Origin of the sequence: Novosphingobium sp. KA1, assembly GCF_017309955.1 — a bacterium.
In the GTDB taxonomy this organism is placed as follows: domain Bacteria; phylum Pseudomonadota; class Alphaproteobacteria; order Sphingomonadales; family Sphingomonadaceae; genus Novosphingobium.
Window position 1 is genome coordinate 194,514 of record NZ_CP021247.1, and the last position, 25,258, is coordinate 219,771.

General features: G+C 65.3%; 22 protein-coding genes. 14 read left to right on the forward strand and 8 right to left on the reverse strand.

The features are described from left to right. Positions 1-111 precede the first annotated feature (111 nt). The 9 genes from CA833_RS01090 (at position 112) to CA833_RS01130 (ending at position 8,835) form a co-directional block, all read left to right on the forward strand. Positions 112-453: a glycine zipper 2TM domain-containing protein gene (locus tag CA833_RS01090; RefSeq protein WP_207078949.1), complete on the forward strand. Its 342-nt coding sequence runs from the start codon at positions 112-114 to the stop codon at positions 451-453. Between the two features lie 342 nt (positions 454-795). Next, positions 796-1,551, forward strand: coding sequence for an SDR family oxidoreductase (locus tag CA833_RS01095; RefSeq protein ID WP_207078950.1), 756 nt, complete (start codon positions 796-798; stop codon positions 1,549-1,551). 98 nt (positions 1,552-1,649) lie between these two features. Then, positions 1,650-2,894 (forward strand): class I SAM-dependent methyltransferase, encoded by a 1,245-nt coding sequence (locus CA833_RS01100; RefSeq protein ID WP_370584585.1) that lies wholly within the window; start codon positions 1,650-1,652, stop codon positions 2,892-2,894. A gap of 89 nt (positions 2,895-2,983) precedes the next feature. Beyond that, positions 2,984-4,204: an argininosuccinate synthase gene (locus tag CA833_RS01105; RefSeq protein WP_142632700.1), complete on the forward strand. Its 1,221-nt coding sequence runs from the start codon at positions 2,984-2,986 to the stop codon at positions 4,202-4,204. Between the two features lie 130 nt (positions 4,205-4,334). Continuing rightward, positions 4,335-4,892, forward strand: a complete 558-nt coding sequence (locus CA833_RS01110; RefSeq protein ID WP_242526202.1) for a septal ring lytic transglycosylase RlpA family protein — start codon at positions 4,335-4,337, stop codon at positions 4,890-4,892. A 208-nt stretch (positions 4,893-5,100) separates the two neighbouring features. Beyond that, positions 5,101-5,313 (forward strand): hypothetical protein, encoded by a 213-nt coding sequence (locus tag CA833_RS01115; RefSeq protein ID WP_207078951.1) that lies wholly within the window; start codon positions 5,101-5,103, stop codon positions 5,311-5,313. Between the two features lie 1,019 nt (positions 5,314-6,332). Further along, entirely contained in the window at positions 6,333-6,956 is a 624-nt protein-coding gene (locus CA833_RS01120) for a hypothetical protein (RefSeq protein WP_207078952.1), read from the forward strand. After that, a protein-coding gene (locus CA833_RS01125; protein WP_207078821.1) for an IS3 family transposase occupies positions 6,910-8,078 on the forward strand; the annotation gives its coding sequence in 2 pieces (ribosomal slippage) (positions 6,910-7,171 and positions 7,171-8,078; 1,170 coding nt in all). The genes CA833_RS01120 and CA833_RS01125 overlap by 47 nt, the downstream gene beginning before the upstream one ends. A gap of 247 nt (positions 8,079-8,325) precedes the next feature. Next, positions 8,326-8,835 (forward strand): hypothetical protein, encoded by a 510-nt coding sequence (locus CA833_RS01130; RefSeq protein ID WP_207078953.1) that lies wholly within the window; start codon positions 8,326-8,328, stop codon positions 8,833-8,835. A gap of 299 nt (positions 8,836-9,134) precedes the next feature. On the opposite strand, the gene CA833_RS01135 is transcribed toward CA833_RS01130, so the two are convergent. Both CA833_RS01135 and uvrA read right to left on the reverse strand, forming a co-directional pair. Beyond that, on the reverse strand, positions 9,135-9,707 hold the full coding sequence (locus tag CA833_RS01135) for a hypothetical protein (RefSeq protein WP_207078954.1): 573 nt from the start codon (positions 9,705-9,707) through the stop codon (positions 9,135-9,137). Between the two features lie 10 nt (positions 9,708-9,717). Further along, positions 9,718-12,624 (reverse strand): excinuclease ABC subunit UvrA, encoded by a 2,907-nt coding sequence (uvrA, locus tag CA833_RS01140; RefSeq protein ID WP_207078955.1) that lies wholly within the window; start codon positions 12,622-12,624, stop codon positions 9,718-9,720. Between the two features lie 518 nt (positions 12,625-13,142). Here uvrA and CA833_RS01145 point away from each other — a divergent pair. Together CA833_RS01145 and CA833_RS01150 are read left to right on the forward strand one after the other, a co-directional pair. Beyond that, entirely contained in the window at positions 13,143-13,559 is a 417-nt protein-coding gene (locus tag CA833_RS01145) for a UrcA family protein (protein WP_185928704.1), read from the forward strand. A 438-nt stretch (positions 13,560-13,997) separates the two neighbouring features. Then, positions 13,998-14,411, forward strand: coding sequence for a hypothetical protein (locus CA833_RS01150; RefSeq protein WP_242526203.1), 414 nt, complete (start codon positions 13,998-14,000; stop codon positions 14,409-14,411). Between the two features lie 257 nt (positions 14,412-14,668). Here CA833_RS01150 and CA833_RS01155 read toward each other — a convergent pair whose 3' ends face one another. Further along, the gene (locus CA833_RS01155; RefSeq protein ID WP_207078956.1) at positions 14,669-15,745 is read right to left on the reverse strand and encodes a sensor histidine kinase; all 1,077 of its coding nucleotides are present in this window, start codon (positions 15,743-15,745) and stop codon (positions 14,669-14,671) included. Between the two features lie 173 nt (positions 15,746-15,918). On the opposite strand from CA833_RS01155, the gene CA833_RS01160 reads away from it, so the two are divergent. Next, a complete protein-coding gene (locus CA833_RS01160) occupies positions 15,919-17,580 on the forward strand; it encodes a M28 family metallopeptidase (protein ID WP_207078957.1) in 1,662 nt (553 codons plus the stop codon). A gap of 1 nt (position 17,581) precedes the next feature. Here the strand turns inward: CA833_RS01160 and CA833_RS01165 are convergent, their stop codons facing one another. Further along, positions 17,582-19,132, reverse strand: coding sequence for an AarF/ABC1/UbiB kinase family protein (locus tag CA833_RS01165; RefSeq protein ID WP_207078958.1), 1,551 nt, complete (start codon positions 19,130-19,132; stop codon positions 17,582-17,584). Positions 19,133-19,285: 153 nt separating this feature from the next. Between CA833_RS01165 and CA833_RS01170 the strand changes: the two genes are divergently transcribed. Then, the gene (locus CA833_RS01170; RefSeq protein WP_207078959.1) at positions 19,286-19,879 is read left to right on the forward strand and encodes a septal ring lytic transglycosylase RlpA family protein; all 594 of its coding nucleotides are present in this window, start codon (positions 19,286-19,288) and stop codon (positions 19,877-19,879) included. 20 nt (positions 19,880-19,899) lie between these two features. Here CA833_RS01170 and CA833_RS01175 read toward each other — a convergent pair whose 3' ends face one another. The 4 genes from CA833_RS01175 to CA833_RS01190 form a co-directional block, all read right to left on the reverse strand. Continuing rightward, entirely contained in the window at positions 19,900-21,765 is a 1,866-nt protein-coding gene (locus CA833_RS01175; RefSeq protein WP_207078960.1) for a transferrin-binding protein-like solute binding protein, read from the reverse strand. After that, a complete protein-coding gene (locus CA833_RS01180; RefSeq protein ID WP_207078961.1) occupies positions 21,716-22,624 on the reverse strand; it encodes a hypothetical protein in 909 nt (302 codons plus the stop codon). The genes CA833_RS01175 and CA833_RS01180 overlap by 50 nt, the downstream gene beginning before the upstream one ends. Positions 22,625-22,677: 53 nt before the next feature. Beyond that, the gene (locus tag CA833_RS01185) at positions 22,678-24,033 is read right to left on the reverse strand and encodes a surface lipoprotein assembly modifier (RefSeq protein ID WP_242526204.1); all 1,356 of its coding nucleotides are present in this window, start codon (positions 24,031-24,033) and stop codon (positions 22,678-22,680) included. A gap of 209 nt (positions 24,034-24,242) precedes the next feature. Continuing rightward, positions 24,243-24,692, reverse strand: a complete 450-nt coding sequence (locus CA833_RS01190) for a globin domain-containing protein (protein ID WP_207078962.1) — start codon at positions 24,690-24,692, stop codon at positions 24,243-24,245. Positions 24,693-24,792: 100 nt separating this feature from the next. Between CA833_RS01190 and CA833_RS01195 the strand changes: the two genes are divergently transcribed. Then, positions 24,793-25,212, forward strand: coding sequence for an Rrf2 family transcriptional regulator (locus tag CA833_RS01195; RefSeq protein WP_207078963.1), 420 nt, complete (start codon positions 24,793-24,795; stop codon positions 25,210-25,212). Positions 25,213-25,258 lie beyond the last annotated feature (46 nt).

A 25,258-nucleotide genomic window follows, 5' to 3' on the forward strand; every position in this document is an offset into this window, starting at 1 on the left:
GCACGTCCTGTCGCTTGAATGCCCGTACAACGCTTTGTTCATCCTGCGTTGAACCGCAGGCTGGAAAGAGCGCCTCCAGGTCGCAACAGACAAGCCACATGGAGGACACAAATGCGTAAAGCACTGATCGCAGCCACTCTCGCCACCCTCACGGTTTCCACCGGCCTGCTGACCGAAGCCGCCGAAGCCCATGGACGCGGTCGTGGTCGTGGCCCGGAATATCACCACACCGACAACGGTATCCGCTACTGGCGCGGCAATGACGGCCGTTACCGCTGCCGCAAGTCGAACGGCACCACCGGCCTGCTGGTCGGCGGCGTGGCCGGCGCACTGGTTGGCCGCGCCATCGACACCCGCGGCGACCGCGCCACCGGCACGATCCTGGGCGCCGGCGCCGGCGCCCTGCTCGGCCGCGAGGTCGACCGCAACAACAGCCGCCCGCGCTGCCGCTGATCGCGGCCGGCATGGCCGGACACAAAAAGGCGCGCCGCTGCATGCGGCGCGCCTTTTTTCTTGCCGGGGGCCGCCATGCCGGACAGCGGCGCCCCGTGCGCCCCTCCCCACCCCAGCTCAGGCCTCCCACGCCGCCAGCCAATCTATCCGTCTGTGCATAGGGGCCTTTCCTAAGCCGCCCGACTATGCTCCTATGCCGGCAATGGTCGCGCGAAGCCCCCTCCCCCCCATGCTCCGGCAATCGCCCCTCCAGCGCCGTCCCGCCCGGGCCGATCGAGGGGAAGAAATTTCCCCTGAACCGTGTCAACTGTGTCAACCGCAAGGTGACAGGTGAGCGCAGGCATGAGCGAACGGCCAACCATGCTCGTCACCGGCGGGGCCAAGCGGATCGGCGCGGCGATCGCCCGTGCCTATGGCGCTGCGGGCTGGCACGTGGTGATCCACTATGGCCGCTCGCGCGCGCAGGCCGAGGACCTCGCCGCCGAACTGCCCAGCGCCGAGATCGTCAGCTGCGAGCTGGATGACTGGGGCGCGCCCCTGGCCATGGTCGCGAAGCTGGCTGAGCGACTGGCGGACTGGCGCGTGCTGGTGAACTGCGCCGGGATGTTCGACCTCGACACCGCGCAAAAACTCGATCCCGCGACGTACGAAAAGGCGATGCGAGTGAATGCCGCCACCCCGGTACGGCTGGCGCAGGCCTTCCTCGCCCAGTCACGCAGCCCGCATGGCCGCCGGGTGATCCACGTCACCGACCAGAAGCTGCTCAATCCCAATCCGGACTTCTTCTCCTACACGATGAGCAAGCACGCCCTTGCCGCGACGGTGCCGATGCTCTCGATGGCGCGGGAGCGCGAGGAAGACCGGATCTACGCCCTTGCGCCGGGCGCCATCCTCGCCAGCCACGACCAGAGCGAGGCCGAAACCGAAATTTCGCACCGCATGAACCTGCTCCACCGCAAGACCACTCCGGAAGATGTCGCCGAAGCCGCGCTGTTCCTGGGCAGCGGCTGGCTGGCGAGCGGGGAGACGCTATTTGTAGATTCAGGCCAGCACCTCCTCGCGCAGCCGCGCGACGTCCTGTTTCTCGCCCGGCAGTAGGGAGAGAAGCTGCCGGATTTCTCGCCTTCGCTTGCGACCTTCGCACGTGAAACCCTCTTGTTCCGGGCCTCCGCGCCCTTCACAAACGGCTGATGGCAATGGGAATTCTCGATCGCTTCCTCGAACGCGGCGTCCGACAGGGCACGCTTGAACTCACCCGCCCCGACGGCAGCGTAAAGCGTGTCGGCACGGCAACCCCCGGCTTCCCGGATGTGCGCATCCGCTTCACCGACAGCAAGGCCGAGCGCCAGATCCTCACCGACCCCCGCCTCGGCGCGGCGGAAGCCTACATGGACGGCAAGCTTGTCGTCGAAGGCGACGACATCATGGGGCTTGTCGAACTGCTGCGCGCCAATGCCAAGTGGGACAAGGGCGGCGAACTGCACGAACAGTCGGCGCTGAAAAAAGTCACCGGCAAGCTCGTCACGCTGGTCGACGGCATCAACAAGGCCGCCAGCGCCAAGAAGAACATCGCCCACCACTACGACATCGGCAACGAGCTTTATAAGCTGTTCCTCGATATCGAGCACATGCAATATTCCTGCGCCTACTGGCCCGATCCCGAAGGCATGACGCTGGAGCAAGCGCAGACCGCCAAGCTCGCGCATATCGCCGCCAAGCTGGCGCTAGAGCCCGGCCAGCGCGTGCTGGATATCGGCTGCGGCTGGGGGGGCATGGCGATCTACCTCGCCAGGCACGCGGATGTCTCGGTGCTGGGCATCACGCTCAGCGAGGAACAGCTCGAACTTGCCCGCGAACGCGCCGAGCAGGCGGGCGTGGCGGACAAGTGCACGTTCCAGCTCGTCGATTACCGCGACCTTGCAGCGCGCGGAGAGAAGTTCGACCGCATCGTTTCGGTCGGCATGTTCGAGCACGTGGGGCAGGCGCAGTTCGCGCAGTTCTTCAAGGCCTGCGGTCAGCTTCTGCCCGATGACGGCGTGATGCTGCTTCACACCATCGGTCGCATGGGCGGGCCCGGCTCGACCGACGCCTTCACCCGCAAGTACATCTTCCCCGGCGGCTACATCCCGGCGCTCAGCGAGACGGTGGCAGCCAGCGAGAAGTTCCGCCTGATCGCCACCGACGTCGAGAACCTGCGCCTCCACTACGCCTTCACCTTGCGCGAATGGTACAAGCGCTGCGTTGCCAACAAGGCGGCGATCATCGCGATGATGGACGAGCGGTTCTACCGCATGTGGATCTTCTACCTCGCCGGCGCCACCGCCGCCTTCGAAAGCGGCAGCATGTGCAACTACCAGATCCAGTATGCCCGTACCCGCAAGACACTGCCGTTCACGCGCGACTACATGGCGGCGGCGGAAGGCGCGCTGCTCGGCGCATAGACCCATACCTTTCCTTCATTGCGCAAGGGGGCGCGTGCTGTTAGGCGCGCGTCCCGAATCCAATGCCCATTCCTGCGGAGCCCGCGCCCATGTCCGACAGCATCAAGAAGGTCGTCCTCGCCTACTCCGGCGGCCTCGACACCAGCGTCATCCTCAAGTGGCTTCAGGTCACCTACAACTGCGAAGTGGTGACCTTCACCGCCGACCTCGGCCAGGGTGAGGAACTCGAACCCGCCCGCGCCAAGGCCAAGCTGATGGGCCTGCCGGACGAGAACATCTACATCGACGACCTGCGCGAGGAATTCGTGCGCGACTTCGTCTTCCCGATGATGCGCGCCAACGCCCGCTATGAAGGCGACTATCTCCTCGGCACCTCGATCGCCCGCCCGCTGATCTCCAAGCGCCTGATCGAGATCGCCCACGAGACCGGCGCCGACGCGGTCGCCCACGGCGCCACCGGCAAGGGCAACGACCAGGTCCGCTTCGAACTCTCGGCCTACGCGCTCGATCCCAGCATCAAGGTCATCGCCCCCTGGCGCGAGTGGGACCTCACCAGCCGCACCTCGCTCATCGCCTGGGCCGAGCAGCACCAGATCCCCGTCCCCAAGGACAAGCGCGGCGAAAGCCCGTTCTCGACCGACGCCAACCTCCTCCACACCTCGTCCGAAGGCAAGGTCCTGGAAGATCCGTGGGAAGAGACCCCCGACTACGTCTACTCGCGCACCGTCAACCCGGAAGACGCGCCGGACGCGCCGGAATACATCACCATCGACTTCGAGAAGGGTGACGGCGTCGCGCTCAACGGCGTGGCGATGAGCCCCGCCTCGCTGCTCACCGCGCTCAACGAGCTTGGCCGCAAGCACGGCATCGGCCGCCTCGACCTCGTCGAGAACCGCTTCGTCGGCATGAAGTCGCGCGGCATGTATGAGACGCCGGGCGGCGAGATCTACGCCCGTGCCCACCGCGGCATCGAGCAGATCACGCTCGACCGCGGCGCCGCGCACCTCAAGGACGAGCTGATGCCGAAGTACGCGGAGCTCATCTACAACGGCTTCTGGTTCGCACCGGAGCGCGAGATGCTGCAGGCCGCCATCGATCACTCGCAGCAGCGGGTGAACGGCACCGTCCGCCTCAAGCTCTACAAGGGCAATGCCTCGGTCGTCGGCCGCAAGTCGGCGGACTCGCTCTACTCCGAACGCCACGTCACGTTCGAGGACGATGCCGGTGCCTACGACCAGAAGGACGCGGCCGGCTTCATCAAGCTGAACGCCCTGCGCCTGCGCCTGCTCGCCCAGCGCGACTCCAAGTAAGATCCCCCGGATTCGGCCTTCCGAATCCTTTCAACGTCTTAACGACATCCGGCGGCCCGTTGCCAAAGTGCGACGGGCCGCTTTTGCATGGGTGCCCATCGCGACGAACTGCCTGTAGGAGTCCCTGCCTATGACGGGGAAGCAAAACCAACCGCCTAAGGCTCTCGCAAAGCGCATCGGCTTCGCTCTGGCGACCGCGGCGCTCATCGCAGCTCCTGCCTCTTCGGCCATCGCCGAAGGCCGGCTGGTCGCGCTGCCCGGCGCCGAGCCGGTTGCGGCCATCAAGGCGCCGACCGCCATGGTCGCCCTGCCCGTCGCACCGGTAGCGACCACGCCGATCCCCGGAACGCCGCTTACCGACGCCATCGAGCCCGAAGAGCCGCAGTTCGAGACCATCGGTTCGGGCATGGCCAGTTTCTACGGCCGCGAACTCGCCGGCAACCGCACCGCCAGCGGCGAGCGTTTCGACCCGGCCCGCCTCACCGCCGCGCATCGCACCCTGCCGCTCGGCTCGCAGGTCCGCGTCACCAATCCCGCCAACGGCCAGTCGGTGATCGTCACCGTCAACGACCGCGGCCCGTTCCACTCGAACCGCCTGATCGACCTCAGCAAGGCCGCCGCCGACAAGATCGGCATCTCGCGCGCCGGCTCCGGCAAAGTCGAACTCGCCGTCCTCGAAGACGACTGATCGCCCGTCCTGCCTGATCTGGAAAAAGGTTAGGCCGACACGGTAACGGAGGGGGGTGGGGGAAGCACCGCGCCGGCCTTCACCCATAGAAACACCGCCACCAGCATAGAGTTCCCGGACGCCGATATTTTTTCGCGCACCCGCCGCGCCGTCCGGTTGACACAGTTGACACGGTCCTGCGCAAGATAGTCCAGCCCCATTCGCGGACTTGAACTCCATCGGCGCCGAGGCTCCGGCCAGCACCCCGTCCACCCGCGCCGCCGCCCGGCCCTGCCACGCATCCCACTCGCCCGCCGCCACCGCGCGGCACGCCTCGGGATCGGGCGCGGGCCCATCACCGGCCTCCTCCCCGGCATCTACCGCATCGAGCCAGGCCTCGCGCTCGGCCGCCGCCATCGCCGCGCCCAGCTCCGCCACGTAGCGCGACCGCTCCGGCGGCAAACCCGCGCCCTCCTCCTCGCCGCCGAGCAGCACCAGCTCCTCCGGCACCTCGCCCGCCACCAGCGCCAGCACTTCGTCGAACCGGTCGGCATGCGCCCCCGCCGCCGTCTCCGCCGCCGCCCGGTCGAGCCGCGCCAGATGCGCGAGCAGCAGCCGCGCATCGAAGCGCCGCCGCACCGCCACCTGCTCGCCGTGGTAGAACACGGCCTCCTCCACCCCGTCGAGCGCCCGCACCGCCAGCACCTCCTCGACATGCCGCCGCGCCAGCACCAGCGCCGCATCCCACCCGAGCGCAAACAGAGTGTCCCGCCGCCGCAGCACATAGGCCGACTGCCGCGACAGCCCCACCCCCGCGCAGGCCGAGCTCACGTCGCCTTTCTCCGCCAGCCGGTGCAGGAACCGCACCTTGCGCTCCGCCGTCCACGCATTGCGGGGTGAGAGATCGGCCCCTTGCGACGTCCGGTCGAGAGCGAGGTCGCCGCCGCCCGCAGGAGAAGAACACGTCAAGATGCGAGGACTATCGCCCTCGCGCTCCCCGAACCTTTCCCTTGCGCCCGGCAAAGCCGAAGCGCCCGGCCCGGCACCGCCGCCAAGCCCCTCCCCGTCGTCCCGGCGAACGCCGGGATCGCCCTCAGCCGAGCGCCCACCCCGCCCGCGCGGAAAGGACTCCCCCGGCAACCCGATATCCCGAGAGCCCGGAATCCACCCCCGCCCGGCAGCGGTGGGATACGAAGAGTTTGAATGGTCGGACATGGTTCACCCCCAGGACTGGAGCCAAAGCCCCGGCGCCGCCGCGCCGGGGTGAACCGGATTATTTATCGCATGGGGGGATGTGTAGGAAAGCTGTCGCACACAGCACATTGAGCCAGAAAGGTGAGAAGCGACGGTGATTAAATTGTATAAACGACAGGATATTGAGGAAAACAATCCGCAACCCCGTTGCCGACCGGCTGATTGCTTCGCATCATAATGCTGTTCTTTGGAAGCAGGAATTATTCCATGTCTGATGCCGACAATGTAAGCACCAAAAGTTCCGAAACAAAACCTCGTTCAAATACGACGAAACGTAAGACGAAATCAGAAGATTCGCCCGCCCTCCCTAAATCCCCCTCATCACGAAACAAGCGACCGACAAGGCCGTTTCCCGCCGGGCCATTTGAAGATGCTCTAAAATTTGCGGAGCAACTCTATAATTTCAGCAGCGGCCAATCGGTGCGCCGGCTTTCTCTGTTCAATGAACTCGGCAAAGCACCTGATAGCAGTGCAAGCCGAATGCTCATTACAAATTCCAATAAATATGGGTTAGCTAAAGGCGGCTATCAAAGCGATTTCATTGAGCCCACCGAAGCATGCCGCCAGTATTTCTCCGAAACCACCAGCAATCGCGAGAGATCAAAAATTAAAACCGATCTTGCGATAAATAAAATCGAGTGTTTCAAATTTATTTTTGATAAATACAGTAACAACAAGCTACCTGCAAGAGCAGCCATAATTGACACAGCCAAAGAAGCTTTGATCTGCCCCCTTCTGAGTGGCCCATCGACTATCGTAGTCTTGACCACGAAGGAGGAATGGAATGGCTCGGAAGCACAAGCCGGAGGAGATCATCGGCAAGCTGCGTGAGGCGGAGATCGTGTTGGCGCAGGGCGGGACGGTGGCCGACGCCTGCCGGCGGATCGGCGTCACCGAACAGAGCTATTACCGCTGGCGCAAGGAGTACGGCGGGCTGAAGATGGATCAGGCACGGCGGATGAAGGATCTCGAGCGAGAGAACGCCCGGCTGCGGCAGGCGGTGTCGGATCTGACGCTCGATAAAATGATTCTGCAGGAGGCGGCGCGGGGAAACTATTGAGCCCCGCCAGACGCCGCCGCTGTGTCGATCACATCCGAGGGATCATGGCTGTCTCCGAGCGGCGGGTGTGCCGTGTGCTCGGGCAACATCGATCGACGCAGCGCAAGGCGCCACGCGGGGCGGATGACGAAGCCGCACTGACGGAGGACATCATCGCTCTCGCCCGGCAATATGGTCGTTACGGCTATCGCCGGGTGACCGCCCTGCTGCGCGATGCGGGGTGGCATGTGAACCGTAAGCGGGTCGAGCGCATCTGGCGCCGCGAGGGGCTCAAGGTGCCGCAAAAGCAGCCGAAGCGCGGAAGGCTCTGGCTCCATGACGGATCGTGCATCCGGCTGCGGCCCGAATATCCGGGGCACGTGTGGTCCTACGACTTCGTCGAGGGCCGCACGCATGATGGTCGCAAGTTCCGCATCTTGTCGATCATCGACGAGGCCAGTCGGGAGTGCCTGGCCTTGCCGGTCGCGCGACGGCTCAGGAGCGAGGATGTGCTGGCGGCGCTGGCCGATCTGTTCGTCACGCGTGGGCCGCCTGCGCATATACGGTCGGACAATGGCCCCGAATTTATCGCCAATGCCGTGCAAGAATGGCTGGGCAGGATCGGTGTGAAGACGCTCTACATCACCCCCGGCAGCCCGTGGGAAAATGGCTACTGCGAGTCCTTCAACGGCTCGATGCGTGACGAGCTACTCAACGGTGAGATCTTCTACACCCTGGCCGAGGCTAAGATCCTGATCGAGGCTTGGCGGCGGCACTACAACACTGTCAGGCCGCACAGCTCGCTGGGCTACCGGCCGCCGGCCCCGGAAGCAGCGACGCCGCCATGGCCGCCCTCCGGTTCCGCTTCGCTCCACCTGCGGCCGGCCATGGCGCCGGAGGCAATCTTACACTAACAAATAACCCGGACCACTCGGTGGGGGCCGATCACCCGATGATTTTCTTGAAGAATGCGTCGACACATTCATTGTAAATCTTAAAACTGTCGGACTACTTCAAACCCTGTCAGGCGCAGAACGAATTGTCACGGTAGACCACCTTCTAGATAGCATTCCTGCGACGCCATCCATTCGCACGATTTCTTATACCACTGGCGATTCACTCGACATTGACGCAGCACCTTTGCGCCGGGACGCCTCTTTAATGACCAAAGAAGTGGCAGACTACGAAAGCTCTTGTTTTTACATTACACCGATAGGTCAGGATGGATCTGAAACAAGGCAGCATTCCGATCTATTTTTAGAACAAATTGTAGAACCTGCAGTCAGGACAATAGGATTGAACGTCGTTCGGGCCGACAAAATCGAGCAAGCAGGCGTCATAACCAGACAAATCATGCAATATATCCTTCAATCAAGATTGGTAATTGCAGACCTATCTTACAGCAATGCAAATGTATTTTATGAATTAGCGATACGCCATGCATCACGACTTCCGGTTGTTCAAATAATTCAACAAGGCGACCCAATTCCATTCGATGTAAACCAAATGAGGACTATATTCATCAACAATCGAAACATCTATACTCTACTGCCGAATGTGGACATATATCGTTCTCAAATCGCCCAACAAGCAAGAGCAGCCCTCGAAACAGGCGCAGAGGCCGACACTCCTATTTCGATGTATTTCCCGGAAGCAAAACTAACATTTTAGGAAGAGGCTCTTAATTATTGGGAAGGCGAGGGTGCTATCCCTCGCATTTTCCCTTTACTTCTTCGCGCCGCCGCACGAATCTTAGACCCTTCCACCACCCTGCGGGCAATCGCCTCCTCGTTTCAGGAGAGACAAGCTACCAGTCCGCGCAGGTCTTCGCGATTTCGCCCAACAGAGCCTGTTTAGAAGGCGTGCGATCTGCCCCAGCATTGCGCGGCAGTTGAGGAACGCCCGCGGCCTTCCGTCGGGCAGCAAGGCGCGCGCCGAGATCGGCCATGTCCATGACCGTCTCTGCGGGTTCAGTCGATGATGTCTTCGACGCCATAATCGCCCATGCTTTCCTCGCGGATGCGACGTTCAAGATAGTCCAGATCCGCATCGGGGTGAAGGGATAACAGAATGCGCGCCTGATCGATGCGGTCCGGCGCGCTGCGCGAAGCATACTGACCCATGCGATCCGCAATCAGGTCTTCGACGCTGATCACGCGGAACAAAGCCGTTTCGCCGACCGGGCGGATCAGGCGCAAGCGGGCAGGCTCGATGTTGCCATCCATCGGCACTTCGGCAACGACCTCGAAGCCGAGCCGCAATTCCGGGTGAACCCAGCCCTTGAGCATGGCGCCCGCGCCGCGCGGGCGGACGAGCCCCGCCCGCTCCATCTCCTCTTCGAGTTCCGGCTGGCGGGTGGTGCAGATGTCGAAGTCGCCGGTGGTCACGGCGCTGAGCGACCATAGTTCCGCCGCCGCCCCGCCGACCAGAATGGGCCTTTGCAGGCCGCGCAGGTGCATGGCCTCGCTGACGCGCGCAAAAAGCTGGAGGGCGGCGACGAACTCGGGCCGATAGCCGGAGTTGACGTCGCGTTTCCCGCTCACTTGGGCTTGCTCACTTCGCCCCGCCTCCCAGCAGCGGCTTCAGATAGTGCCCGGTGAAGGACTTCTTCACCTTCACGATATCCTCCGGCGTACCGGCCGCGATCACTTCGCCGCCGCGCACGCCGCCTTCCGGGCCCATGTCGATGATCCAGTCGGCCGTCTTGATGACGTCGAGGTTGTGCTCGATCACCACCACCGAATTGCCCTGCTCGACAAGGCGGTGGAGCACTTCGAGCAGCTTGCGCACGTCCTCGAAGTGGAGGCCGGTGGTCGGCTCGTCCAGCACGTAGAGCGTCTGGCCGGTGGAGCGGCGGGCGAGTTCCTTGGCGAGCTTGACGCGCTGCGCCTCGCCGCCGGACAGCGTGGTCGCCTGCTGGCCGACCTTGACGTAGCCCAGGCCCACCTCGTTCAGCATGTGCATCTTGTCGCGGATCGGCGGCACCGCCTTGAAGAACTCCTCCGCGTCCTCGATCGTCATGTCGAGCACGTCGGCGATGGAGTGGCCCTTGAACTTCACTTCCAGCGTTTCGCGGTTGTAGCGCTTGCCGTGGCATTCCTCGCAGGTGACGTAGACGTCGGGCAGGAAGTGCATCTCGATCTTGATCAGCCCGTCGCCCTGGCACGCCTCGCAGCGGCCGCCCTTGACGTTGAAGCTGAAGCGCCCGGCCTTGTAGCCGCGCGCTTCCGATTCCGGCAGCCCGGCGAACCAGTCGCGGATCTGGGTGAAGGCGCCGGTGTAGGTGGCAGGGTTGGAGCGCGGGGTGCGGCCGATGGGGGACTGGTCGATCTCGATCACCTTGTCGCAGTGTTCGAGCCCGGTGATCCGGTCATGCGCGCCCGCCACCACCCGCGCGCCGTTGAGCTGGCGCGAGGCGCCGGCCTGCAGCGTGTCGATGGTGAGCGAGCTCTTGCCCGAGCCGGACACGCCGGTGACGCAGCAGAACGTGCCGAGCGGGAACTGCGCCGTCACGTTCTTCAGGTTGTTGGCGCGGGCGTTCTCGACGACGATCTGCTTGCCATTGCCCTTGCGGCGCGTGGTCGGCACCTCGATCCTGCGGGTGCCGTTGAGGTACTGGGCGGTGAGGCTGTTCTTGCTCTTGAGCACTTGCTTCAGCGTGCCCTCGGCCACCACCTGCCCGCCGTGGACACCGGCGCCGGGGCCAAGGTCGACGATATGGTCGGCGGTGCGGATCGCGTCCTCGTCATGCTCGACGACGATCACGGTGTTGCCAAGGTCGCGCAGACGCTTGAGCGTTTCCAGCAGCATGTCGTTGTCGCGCTGGTGGAGGCCGATCGAGGGTTCGTCGAGCACGTAGAGCACGCCCGAGAGGCCCGAGCCGATCTGGCTGGCAAGGCGGATGCGCTGGCTCTCGCCGCCCGACAGCGTGCCGCTGGTACGGTCGAGGTTGAGGTAGTCGAGCCCGACGTTGTTGAGGAAGCCGAGCCGCTCGTTGATTTCCTTGAGGATGGCCCTGGCGATCTGCTGCTGCTGGCTGGTGAGCTTCTCCTCCAGCGCGCCGAACCACGCGAAGCCGTCCGCCACCGAAAGCCGCGCGGCATCGGCAATGTCGCTGCCGGCGATCTTCACCGACAGCGCCTCGGGCTTGAGGCGCTTGCCATCGCAGGTCTCGCAGGGCTGCGCGGTCTGGAACTTGGACAGTTCCTCGCGCATCCAGGCAGAGTCGGTCTGGATCATGCGGCGGTTGAGGTTGCCGATCACGCCCTCGAACGGCTTGTTGACCGTGTATTCCTTCTTGCCGTCCTTGAACGTCAGCGGCACGGCCTTGCCCCCGGTGCCGTAGAGGATGACGATCTTCAGCTCGGTCTGCAGCGCGTCCCACGGCGTGGTGAGGTCGAACCCGAAGTGCTCGGCCAGGCTGGAGAGCACCTGCATGTAATAAGGCGAAGGCGGGTTCGACTTGGCCCAGGGCACGATGGCGCCCTGCTTGAGGCTGAGATGCTCGTTCGGGACAACCAGCTGCGGGTCGAACAGCAGCTTCTCGCCCAGCCCGTCGCAGGCCGGGCAGGCCCCCTGCGGGGCGTTGAACGAGAACAGGCGCGGCTCGATCTCCTCGATGGTGAAGCCGCTGACCGGGCAGGCGAACTTTTCGCTGAACACGATGCGATTCGGCGGCAGGCCGGCGCCCTTGAGGTTCTTCTTGCCCTTACCCTCTTCCTCACGGCCCGGCACGACGCCGTCCGCAAGGTCGATGTAGGCCAGCCCCTCGGCGAGCTTGAGCGCCTGTTCGAAGCTGTCGGCAAGGCGCGTCTGGATGCCGTCCTTGACCGCGATGCGGTCCACCACGACCTCGATGTCGTGCTTGTACTTCTTGTCGAGCGCGGGGGCGTCCTCGATGGCGTAGAGCTCGCCGTCGATGCGCACGCGGGTGTAGCCCGCCTTCTGCCACTCGGCCAGTTCCTTGCGGTATTCACCCTTACGGCCGCGCACAACCGGCGCGAGCAGGTAGGCGCGGGTGCCTTCGGGCAGTTCCATCACCCGGTCGACCATGTTGGAGACGGTCTGCGCCTCGATCGGCAGGCCGGTGGCGGGTGAATAGGGAATGCCCACACGCGCCCAGAGCAGGCGCATGTAGTCCCAGATCTCCGTCACCGTCGCCACCGTCGAGCGCGGGTTGCGACTGGTGGTCTTCTGCTCGATCGAGATTGCCGGGCTGAGGCCGTCGATATGCTCGACGTCGGGCTTCTGCATCATCTCCAGGAACTGGCGCGCATAGGCCGAGAGGCTCTCGACATAGCGGCGCTGGCCCTCGGCATAGATCGTGTCGAACGCGAGGCTGGATTTCCCCGAACCCGACAGGCCGGTGATGACGATCAGCTTCTCGCGCGGGAGTTCGATGTCGAAACCCTTGAGGTTATGCTCACGGGCGCCGCGGACGGTGATGTGGGAGAGACTCATGGGGGCGGTATGTTCCAGATTTGTTCGCGACACGCAAGCCATGCCGCAGCAGGACCGGTCCGGCGTCATTTGGGAACGCGCTTGAGGAAATCAACGCATGCCCCACCCCGCCGCAAAGCGCCTGCAAATTTATCGCCGCGTCATTCGTCGGCGATTCAATGCACTCCATCGAAGCACCGATGCCGTTTGCCGATCCGGGGGTTTGCGGACTTGAAAGCCCCGCGACGATGCGCAATAGAGTCCCTGCCCGAATAGAGTATCGACTCACCCTTTGCCGTGTTTTCTGCCTCGTTAAAATAAGTAAAGGCAGCATAACAATCGCTTGGCCAGGATCGTCGCAACACGGGCGAACAGCAGTCCATGCAGTACCTTCCGGCGAGCCATCGAGCCGGCGGAACAAGCATCTGCACAACTTTGCTTTTTTCGGAATTCGTCCGGGCCGCAGGCAGTTTGCAGGTTCGCGCAGCAGGGAGGCTTCGCGGGCGATGGGAGCTGCACACTCAGGAGGAGTACCCAAGATGCACAAGATCCATTCCACGTTCGCCATGGCCGCCGCCACCGCCCTGACCGCGGCCTCCATGATCGCGCTCACGCCGCCGGCAGCCGCCGAGGAGGTGGTCGTCAAGCATCAGATCGACCGGAACGTCCCGCGGGTCGTGGTGCGCTACGGCGACCTCGATCTCGACAGCCCGTACGGCCGCGATCGCCTGACCGTTCGCCTCGATTCCGCCGTCAAGAAGGTCTGCGGCTTCGCGGATTACCGTGATATTCCGGAATACAGCAACATGATCAGCTGCCGCGACGAATCCACCGGCCGCGCCTATGCGGCGCGTGACGAACTCTTCGCCCAGCGCATGGCCGCCCGCGAACGCGGCGAAACCCTCGCGCTCGCCGGCAGCGGCGGCGGCTCCCTGGCCGTCTTTGCGCAACGCTAGGAAAATGAGGGATTTCGCACCGGCCCCGCCGCTTGCGCGAGGCCGGTGCGTGATCCATAAATACACCCCCACGCAATTTCAGAACGTTTCCGAAATAAACCCACCAACATCACCTGAAACATACTTGCAAAAGCGCGTGTAGTTATAAAAATAGAGCGAAACGAACTATTTTTAACGTTTATCACTATTATTATTCGCGGAAATCAAATCCGCCAGGCCGGGCCCAAAGCGGTCAGGACGCGGCACTGCATCGGCCGCCCGCCCCTACCCAGCCGTCCCCCAGCCCCACCCCGCACCGGGTTCCCCCGCAGGCCGGCAGCCCGCCGCAGGCTCGGCACGCTCCGTCTCCGCGCCGCGCAATTCGTCGCATTGGCTTTGCGCGCCGCCGCGAAGACCGCCAGAGATGCGCGCAAACACCTTCAGGGACGGAGTACAAAGATGAGGGGGTCGCTTTTCCTGCGCGCACTGGGCGCGCCGGCTTTCGCAATGGTGTCCGCGGCAACGCTGGCCACCGCATTCGCCAGCCCGGCGCTCGCCGACGATCCGCGCGATCCGACGATGACGCCCGAGGCCATCGCCCGCGACCGGGCCATCATCCGCAAGCTCAACCAGGACCAGCTCGCCTACGTGCGCCAGCGCGATGCACAGTACGCCAAGGGCTGGAAGGCCTATCGCCAGTCGGGCGATGACGACGGCGATTTCGAGGAAGGCGACTACCAGTCCGGCCGGGCCGACTACGCCCGCCAGTCGCGCGACTATGCCCAGGCCCGCCGCGACTACGAGGCCGATCTCGCGCAGTGGCGCCGCGACGTCGCCGCCTGCCGCGCGGGGAATTATTCGCGCTGCCGCTGAGAGACTGTTTAAAAAATGCCCTAAAGGGCATTTTGAGGGCGGCACCAGCCCACTCCCCCACCCGACCACCCACAGAATACTGCCGATGGGTGGTCGGGTGGGGGAGTGGGCCGGTGCCGCGAAATTCGCGAAAAAGCGGGCCGGACACAGCGTCCGGCCCGCTTTTTTGTGCCTTATACCAAGGTGCGATGATGCTGACGCATCAGCAGCTTGGAACGCCCGGGCGCCGCGCGGCGCTTAACCTAGCTACGGTCATCTCACGTCACCAGTTCGCTCAGCGGCGCCGTGATCTTCAGGCTGAACCCGTCGGCCTCGTAGCGCTGCTCGACCGCGCTGCGGAAACCGAATCCCATGTCGATCAACCGCGAACCGAAGCCCTTGCGCTGCGGCGCGCAGACCGGCGGGCCGCCTTCCTCCTGCCAGTGCAGGGTCAGGCTCTCGCCATCAAGCTCCCACCAGAAGCCGACGCGGCCCGTCTCGTTCGACAGGGCGCCATACTTGATCGCATTGGTCGCCAGTTCGTGCAGCATGAGCGTGAGCGCCACCACCGCACGCGAGCCGATCTGCAACTCCGGCCCGGCGATCGACACGCGCTCGCGGGCGACATGCATCGCGATCGAGGAATGCACCACCTGTTCCAGCGAGGCCTCCGACCAGTCCTGATGGATCAGGACGTCATGGGCCTTGCCCATCGCCGCCAGCCGCGACGAAAAGGCGTCCAGCGCCCCCGGCTCCGCCGAGCCGCGCAGGCTCTGGCGCGCGATCGCCTGGACGAGGGCGAGCGTGTTCTTGAGGCGGTGCCCCAGTTCCTGGTTGGCGAGCGCCAGCGCGGCCTGCGCGCGCATCTTGCCGGTGGTCTCGACCACGGTGTCGAGCATGCCGCCGATGGAACCGTCGGCCAGCCTGAGCGGACTGTAGCAGAACGTGAACCAGGCCTGCTCGCGGTAGCCGAAACGCTCGACCTCCAGCGGGAAATCCTCGATGTAGGTGGGCTCGCCGGCAAAGGCGCGATCGGCGATCGGGCCGATGATCTCCCATGCCTCGGACCATATATCGGCAAACGAGCGCCCGAGCGGGGCCGGCTTGTCGCCCAGGATCGGCACGAAGGCATCGTTGTAGAGCGTCGTCAGCCCGGCGCCCCAGATGACCGCCTTGGGGAAACGGGAATCGAGCATCTGCTGGACCACCAGACGCAGTTCGACCGGCCAGTCCTCACGCGGACCCAGCGGGGTCGTGCTCCAGTCGAAGGCGGCAACCTGCGCGCGCATGCCGGGGACGGCATGCGGCTCGCCCGCCGACGCGCAAGGCAGTCCCGCAAGAGGGGCGGCGGTCATGAAAGGCGGATCTCTGTTCTCCCTAGCGATCCAAGGTAGTTCACAGCATTTCGGATAAAACCCGCCGCTTGTCCAAGACATTCTGCTTTGCCTCCCCGCCCCTGCTTCCACCGGCGCCGCGCCGGACCAGAGCAGGCTTGCCTCCCCTGCCCCGCTGCCTAAAAGCGGGGGCCATGAAAAAATCCCTCCTTGCGCCCGTCACAGCGCTGCTCGCCTCTGTCTGCCACCCTGCCATCGCGCGCGAGGCCATCGATGCCGACCGCATGGTCGCCGACGTCAAGACGCTCTCGTCCGATACCTTCGAGGGCCGCGCGCCGGGCACCGTGGGCGAGGAACGCACCATCGGCTACCTGATCGCGCGCTTCCAGGACATCGGCCTCCAGCCGGCCGGGCCGGACGGCCAGTGGGTGCAGAAAGTGCCGCTGCTGCACACCAAGCTGGGCGCGCCCGGGACGCTCGCCTTCGCAGGGCCCAAGGGGCCGATGCCGGTGACGGTCGCCAAGGACATCTACATCTCCACCCTGCGCCCCGAGGATACCGCGCGGATCGCCGGCGCGCCGGTGGTCTTTGTCGGCTACGGCGTGCATGCGCCCGAGCGCGGCTGGGACGACTTCAAGGGCATGGACCTCAAGGGCAAGGTCGTTGTCTTCCTCATCAACGATCCCGACTTCTACGCGAAGAAGGGCGAGCCCGCCGCCGGCAAGTTCGGCGACCGGACGATGACCTACTACGGCCGCTGGACCTACAAGTTCGAGGAAGCCGCGCGACAGGGCGCGATCGGTGCGCTGATCGTGCATGACACGGCGGGCGCGGGCTATGGCTGGAACGTCGTCACCAGCCCGGGCGGCGAGAACTACGACATCGTGCGCAGCAAGGACAAGCTCACCAGCCTGGCGCTGCAGGGCTGGCTCTCCGCCGACGCGGCGACGCGTCTGTTCGCCTCGGCCGGGCTGGACCTTGCAAAGCTTTCGGTCGCCGCGCGCCGTCCGGACTTCAGGCCGGTGGACCTCAAGGGCGTGACCTTCGATGCCGAGGTCCCGGTCGCCCACGAGGAAGTCATGAGCCACAACGTGCTGGCGCAGATCCCCGGCACCACCCGCAAGGACGAGACGGTGATGTTCGGCGCCCACTGGGACGCCTACGGCAAGGGCGCGCCCGACGCCCAGGGCCGCATCTACCGCGCCGGCGCCAATGACGACGGCATCGGCATCGCCGGCATCCTCGACATCGCCCGCGTCATGAAAAGCGAGCCGGCGCCGCAGCGCACGGTCGTCTTCGCGGCCTGGACGGCGGAGGAGCGCGGGCTGCTCGGCTCCGAATACTACGCCGCCAACCCGGTGTTCCCGATGGAAAAGACCGTCGCCAACCTCACCATCGACGTGCTCCAGACCGCGGGCGCGGCGAACGACGTGACGGTGATCGGCAAGGGCCAGGACACGCTGGAGGACGACATGGCGCGCGTCGCCGCGACCCAGGGCCGCCGCGTGACGGTCGAGAGCCTGCCCGAGCGCGGGCTGTTCTACCGCGCCGACCACTTCTCCTTCGCCAAGCGCGGCGTGCCGGTCATGCTGATGATGGGCCTTGCCGGGGCGGCCGACCTGAAGGACGGCGGCGTCAAGGCGGGGCAGGCCTGGATCGATGCCTATACCGGCCAGTGCTACCACCAGGCCTGCGACGCCTGGTCGCCCGAATGGAAGATGGAAGGCGCGGTGCAGGACGTCGAACTGATCCGCACCATCGGCGAGGAACTGGCAGGTTCCGCCAAGTGGCCGCAGTGGAAGCCGGGCTCGGAGTTCAAGGCCGCGCGCGACAAGTCGGACGCGGTTCGCCGATAACTCAGGTCCAGTGGATCAGCAGGTCGGCGGCGGCGTGGAGTACCACGGCGCCGCCGACCAGCCATCCGGCCAGCTTCACGGCCCCCGCCGTGCCCTCATCCCGGGCAGGTTGCGGCGAGGCTTCCAGCCGCGCCGAGGCCGCGCGCAGGAAACGCGGCGCTTCTTCCGCCACGCGCGAAAGTTCGAGCAATGCCGTCTCCAGCCTGTCCGGCGCGGCAAGGCGCTGCAGGCGCGAGGCGACCAGCTTGCCGCGCATCCGCTCCAGCGCTTCGGACAAGTCGAAGTCCGGCGCGATGCCCGACAAGACCCCGTCCATCGTCACCATCGCCTTGAAGATCAGCACGAGGTCGGGCGGCAGCACCAGCCCCTGCTGCCGCAGCAGCGGGAAGAAGTCCGCGACCATCGCGCTGAGCACCAGCGATCCGGTACCGTGGCGCGCCACGAGGCGCTCGGAAGCGGCAAGCAGCCTTTCACGCGGGACCTCGCCGCTCTGCGACCAGGCCGCCAGCATGTCCGCCACGCCGCCGGGGTCGCCGCTGCGCAAGGCAAGGATGAAAGTCAGGAACTCGTGCTGGCGGCGCGGGCTGACATAGCCCACCGAACCGAGATCGAGCAGCGCCAGCCCGTCTCCGGGCAGGCATAAGAGGTTCCCCGGATGCGGATCGGCATGGAAGCGGCCGCTCACCAGCACCATCTCCAGCACCAGTTGCGCGCCGAGCGCGGCGATGCGCGCGGGGTCGATGCCCGCCGCCCTGAGCGCCGCCGGATCGCGGGGCGGCACGCCTTCGACATAGTCCATCACCAGCACCTGCTCGCCGGTCCATTGCCAGTGGATGCGCGGCACCGTGACCCGCTCCAGCGCGGCAAGATCGGCGCGCAGCAGGTCGGCATTGCGCCCCTCACCCGTAAAATCGAGTTCGGCGAGGATTTCGCGGCCAAGCTCTTCGATCATCGCGGCGGGCCGCATCCGGCGCACCGCCGCGCTGCGCGCCTCGGCGATGGCGGCAAGATGACGCATCAGCCGCAGGTCCGCCTCCATGCGCGCGCGAATGCCGGGACGGCGGATCTTCACGACCACCTCGGTGCCATCCTCCAGCCGCGCGCGGTGGACCTGCGCGATCGAGGCAGCGGCCAGCGGTTCAGGATCGAAATGCGCAAAGACGCGTTCCGGCGGCCCGCCCAGCGCGGCCTCGACGTCGCCGCGCAGCATCGCGAAAGGAATGCGCGGCGCATCGCTCTGGAGCTGCTCGAAGGCCGCGATCCACGGATCGGGCAGCAAGTCGCGCCGGGTGGCGAGGATCTGGCCAAGCTTCACGTAAGTCGGGCCGAGCGCCTCCAGCGCCGCGCGCGTGCGGGCCGGCAGGTCGCGCGCTTCCACGCCCTCGTCGGCGGCCCCGCCGCCCAGCCCCCGTCCCGGTCCCGGTCCCGGTCCCGGCCCCGGCCCCAGACCCAGCCGCATCGCCAGCGCCTCAAGGCCGAACCGGACGATCACCGCCGAGACTTCGGCCATCCGCCCCCGATCACGCGCGGCCACGGCTATCGACTTGAACATGCGTCGCTCCTTTTCGCGGTGGACAACCTGTGGCAGCCCCGCCCGGTTCCGCCTCCCGCTCCGCCTGCCCGCCCTCCCCCGGCGCCCAGCCGATTGGACAGCGATTGGACGCCGATTGGACAGCGCCCCCCGCGCGGGGTTAGGAACCCGCGCATGAGCGGCAGTTTAACCGGGGCGCTGAGGCCCCTCCTCGCGATAGTCCTGATTTCGGCGCTGGCGGCCTGCGGCGGCGCCCGCTACCGCCCGGTCAGCGACACCCCGGTGCGGGTCGGCCCGCCCTACACGGTGCGCGGCGTCACCTACACCCCCGCCCGCCAGCCGGGCTACGACGTGCTCGGCTATGCGACCTGGTACGGCAGCGAGTCCGGCAACCGCGCCGCCAATGGCGAACGCTTCCGCCCGGGCTGGATCACCGGCGCCCACAAGACCCTGCCGCTGCCGAGTTATGTCGAAGTCACCGCGCTCGACACCGGCCGCCGCATCCTGGTGCGCATCAACGACCGCGGCCCTTTCGGCGAAAGCGCGCGCGTGATCGACCTCTCGCGCGGGGCGGCGGAGGCGCTCGGCGTGCGCGGCAAGGGCAAGGCCGCCGTGCGCGTGCGCCTGGTCGAGCCCCCCGAAAAGGACCGCGCCGCCCTGCGCAAGGGCAAGGCGGCGCAGGAACTACCCCCGATCAGCCCGCAGACACTGGCGAACCTGCAATCGCAGTTCGAACGGGGTGTCGGCCCCGGCGTGGGCAGGCGCTGAACCGGGATCAGCCATGCCCGTCAGTCGCGCTTGCCGCCGAACGCCCCCGCCATATAGACCGGGTCGAGCGGATGATTGGGATCGACCCCCTGCACGCCGCCGAACATCGCCGCCATCTCGGCAGCATCGGGTCCGTAAAATGAACCGTCGAGCCAGGCCGAGCCACGGAAGCGATCAAACTCGATGTTACCCGTAAACTTCGCCCCGAACTGGGTCGCCGAGAAGCCGTAACTTCCGAAATCGACGATGCGACCGTTGGCGCGGTTGACGCCGCTGATGTCCAGCGTTCCGACCGGGGAGGCAGCATTGCCAAAGTCGACCGACATGTGGGCAGTGCCACCCAGATCGAACCCATCGGTGGTGTTGGCGCCAATGCCGATAAGCGTGGCCGTGTACGTCGCCCTGCCGGATGACGGGAACGACACGGTGGGCACCCCAAAGTGGAAATACTCTCGATAGGTTCCCCATCCGTTTACGGCACCATCGGGGTTCGCTTGTTGGTAGTAGCCGAACGACGCATAGGTGAGCTTGATTTCGGGGTTGGCCGAGCCGACCCGATAGAGATTGAGAGACGCACCTGCGCCATTGTCGTAAGTCGTGAAGCGTCCGTCCGCACTTGTGGCCGCCTGGCTCGCCAGAAAGCGCACCGTACGATCGTAGGAATCGGAGTAGCTCCAGCTAGGCCCCTCCGCCTCGTATCGCAGGTCGGCACCATCGCGAGCCGGCCACGAATATCCCATCAACGTACCATCGGCAGTGGACTCGTGGACCCACATTTGCGCAGCATAGAGGACAAAATCCTGACTGACGTTCAGGTTGACGAGATTGGTGTTGACCCCGGTGGTGCCCTTGCGCCCCATCACGGTCCCGACAATCCCACCATTTCCGGACGTGCCTTTACCATAAAAGGCAGCGCCGACTTCTTCGCTCTCGGGTCCGTAGAAGCGCCCATCGAAGGTACCGCTAAAGCCCGTCGTCGTGGCAAGCGAGAAATTGCCGCTAAACGCATTGCCCGACGCCATTGCCCCGGATCCCCGGAAGGCTGAAGGATAGAACCAGGACGAGCCATCAGACCAGTTCTCGCTAACCCCGACATCGACCAGCATCTGCCCGGAACCGAAGTCGACCGAGAGATTGCCTGCACCGGCGTAGGAGGTAAGTCCCGCCGATCCCAATAGAACGACATCGTAAGTCCCGGCCCCACTGCGCGGAAGGTTCGCATCCGGGGTTTCGACGCCATAAGTGAAAGCGTCGATCGTGCCGTCGACCTTGCTGCTGTCCTGTCGGGTCCGCTCCCAGAAGCCGGAGCCGACATATTGGTAATTCAGGGCACCCGAGGTACCGGGCTTCGTCAGCAGAAGGCTGTCTTGGGTGTCCCCCTTCTTGCGCGAGTAGGTAACCTGATCGGCGTTCTGGTTATCGATATCCGCATTCGTGAAAGTCTGTGATCTCCCCGCCGTCGATACCGTATACCCCCCGGTCTTCGCGTCATACCCGAAAGTGAGGCTGGCTTTAGCAGCCGTCACTTTCGGTGCATCGCCGTTCAACGGATAGCTGCCAGTGCCGGTGGCCGCGTTGTTTGTAAAACTCTCGCTGACAAGCGGAGCGACGAGATCTTCGTTCGTGGGCGTAGGTGTCGGCGTAGGCGCCGGAGTAGGCGCCGGAGTGGGCGCCGGCGTGCTGTTGACGTCGCCGCCGCCGCCACCGCAGGCGGCCAGCATCAGGCTCAGCGTCGTCAGCGAAGTCATCGTGGCAAGCTTAAGAGGTCGCACCCTCGTCATGAACTCTTCCCCTGTTGCGATCAGAATGCCTTCTTCAGCAGTTCCCATCACGCCATTAACGCTTGCGACCGACAACGACGCCCGAAGCGCTGTAATCTGTTCCATTGGCGAACCAGGAATAGCCCATTTCCACCCCCTTGGGACCGAACAGTGCCCCAGCAAACGCCCCCGCTCCGGTGCTTCCGGACAGGTTGCCGCTAAAACCGGAACCACCCGCTTCAAGTGTACCTGTGCCGGAAAAGCTGCCGAAATTACGGGCTTGTCCCGTCTGCGGTGACCAGGAATTGAGATTAAGCGCAGTAGCAACCGTGCCACTGGCGAAATTGACCGAGAAATTCGCGGTCCCGCCGGGTAAACCATCAGACGAAGGCGTCAGGACGTAAGTCGTACCATCCGCCAGTACCGTGCCGGCAACCATTGTCTGGTACTGAGCAGCACCGACTTTGGGAACGTCGTCCTTCTGGGTGCGGATCCCACTCACGAAAATGTTCTGCCGGCTTGCGATAAGCTCATCCGCCCGTACCGTATGGTCCCATGTTCCATACATCGTGTAACTGAGCACAACGTTGTTCACCGATGCCTTGTTGACGATCACCACGTCCGTAGCGGTCGCCGAACTGCTACCGTACCATTTCCTCATGGTGTTCGACAGCGTCGTATCTCGGTTTGCCTCGCTCAAGGTCACGGAGTAACCTTCCGGCGCAACCAGGACGTAAGTCCCCGCCTTCTCGCTGTAGGTGATCGAAATCCCCGCGCCCGGGGTGTGGATCACCGATGAGCTTCCGTTTCCGGCCCATCTGGACACGTTGACATTGGCCGCGTCGAGTACCTGTTCACCGCTCAAGGTGTCGAGGGTCTGATAGGTGGGCGTAGGCGCCGGAGTGGGCGCCGGCGTGCTGTTGACGTCGCCGCCGCCGCCACCGCAGGCGGCCAGCATCAGGCTCAGCGTCGTCAGCGAAGTCATCGTGGCAAGCTTAAGAGGTCGCACCCTCGTCATGAACTCTTCCCCTGTTGCGATCAGAATGCCGAAGTGATGCCGAATTCGGCAGCCACGCGGCGGTAGTCGTAGATTTCGATGGTCGAACGGTTGCGCTCCCAGCGCAGGCGCACCAGCGGCGCGAAAGTGCCGACGTGGAGCGCACGCAAGGTCGCCGCGATGCTGGCCGAGTAGCGATCCTCCATCCGCCGTTTCGGATAGAGGAACAGCCGCTCGTCCGCTTCCAGCCGGCTGTAGCCCAGGGTGCCGACCAGCGTCGTGCGGCCCAGTTCGCGGAACAGGTAGGCCGAGACGCCGCCGCTCGCCAGCGAGTAGCCCGGATCGCGCACCGCCTCGCGGAACCCGTAGACCTGCAGGCCGCCGCCGAGCCGCGCCGAGAAGGCGCGGTCGAGGCTGGCCGAGAGCGTGTAGTCCCAGCCGGTCTGCAAGGGGTTGCGGCGGTTGTCGACATGGCTGGCCCCGCCCTCGACCCGCAGCTGTCCGCGCTTGCCCATCGGGTGCTGGATCGCCGCCGTGCCGCCCAGGCCCAGCGAATAGGGATCGAGCCCGTACCAGCGCCAGGTCGGCCCGGCCGACAGCGTCACCAGATCGCGGCCCGAGGTGAACTGCGGCCCGCTCTGCAGCGCCAGCGAGATGTCGTCGAAGCGGCTTTGCCGGTAGAGCGTCGCGCTGGTCGACAGCCGCGTCATCAGTTCGGCGCCCCGGGTCAGCCCCAGCCGGACATAGCCCTGCCCGCGCAAGTTGACGCCGAGCCCGGACCTGGCCTGGGCATCCTCGTCCAGCGTGAAATCGCCGATCACGGTGCCCAGCTTGTCGCCCCGGGTCGCGCGGTTGATGTTGCTGTCGGGCGCCAGCGCAAACTCGACCGAGCCGCCAAACGGCTTGTTCGCGGTGAGCGCGCGGCTGTAGAAGCGGACCAGCTGCTCGACTTCGGGCGGCAGGCCCGAGGCCGAGGCGGCGCGCAGTTCGCGGCGGGCGGCGGCCAGGTTGCCCATCTGCGCCTGCATGCGCGCCAGTTCGAGACGCACGCGCGCCGCGCCCGGCTTGTCGTCGAGAATCCGCCGCAGTTCGAGCGCGGCGTCGCCGTAGCGGCGCTGCTGGTCGCCCAGCATCATGGCCAGGCGGAAACGCGCCTCGGTGCGGATTTCGAGGTCGGGGTCCTGGGTCAGCGCGCGGTAGGCGGCCTCGGCCGTGGCGAAGTCCCCACGCGCGCGCGCCTCGTCAGCCAGCGCAAAGACTTGCGCGGCGGAAAAGTTTCCGGTGGCGGCTTGCGGGCCGGTCGCCAGCCCTGCGGCAGGCGCGGGTCCGGTATCGGCAGGCGCTGCCGCCCCGTCACCCGGATCCTGCGCACACGCGCCGGTTGCGAGGCCCGCCAAGACCGCCGCAACCAGCCAATGTCGAATGGAAATATCGCACCCCTGTTTGTCAGGGCGTTACGATAAAAACCAAGTACTTGTCCATATGCATGCAGGAAAATCGGCCCGGATACAGCGGTGCCAACAGCAATTGTCACCGTTACATTCCGCCGAGGCAGGTAACGCGCCCGGTTACGCGCCCCGGTTACGCCCCCCGGTTACACGCCCGGTTATGGGGCTGCCTGCTCCGCATAAAGCTCGGCTTCCTTGCCGATCAGGATATCGGCCAGGAACCAGTAGGCCTCGCCCCAGGCGGCCAGCACCTCGTCGCTCGCCGCCTCGCCCAGCACGTCGCGGATCGCGGGCAGCAGCGCCTCGGCCACCAGCGGATAGTGCTCGGCCCTGACGCCGGTATCGACATGGCGCTGGACCATGCGGGCAACCGCGCCGGTAAGGTTCTGCAGCTTGTCGACGTTCTGCGCATACCCAAGGATCGCGGCGGCGAGACGGCGCGGCTGCTCGCCCGATTCCTGCGCGGCCTGGTCGAACATCGCGCGCACGCCCTCGTTCTGGAACAATCGCTCGTACATGCGGGTGGTGATCGTCACGCCATGCTCCTGGAGCGCGGGCGCGGTGGCCTTGATCGTGGCGATCGTGGTTTCGCTGAGAGGAGCTGCCATGGTCCGACTCGTCCTTGTCCTGCTAAAAGATGCAAACTGGATGCATCTATACGTGGCGACAGAAAGATGTAAATAGGGAGCATCATTTAAGGAGATGCCCGTGCGCCTCACCGCGCATACCGACTACGCGCTGCGCATCCTGCTCCATGCCGCGATGGATCCCGAGCAGTTGCTGTCGATCGCCCAGGTGGCGCAGGCCCATGCGATCTCGCGCAACCATGCGATGAAAGTGGTGAATGTGCTGGGCAATGCCGGCCTCCTGGAGACGGTGCGCGGGCGCGGCGGCGGCTTTCGCCTCGGCCGCGCCGCACAGGACATCACGCTGGGCGAAGTGGTGCGGCTGACCGAACCCCATCTGCAGCCGGCCGATTGCGGCAACTGCCTGCTGCAGGCGGCCTGCGGGCTGACCGGCCTGCTGCGCCAGGCGGTCGGCGCCTTTCTCGCCGAACTGGATCGCCACACGCTGGCCGATGCCGCCGCGGGCACCCGCCTGCCGTTCATGCTAACGCCGCGCGCATGAAATAATCCTCACCGGGAACCTTCGGCATCCCCGTGCGTTTCACGAT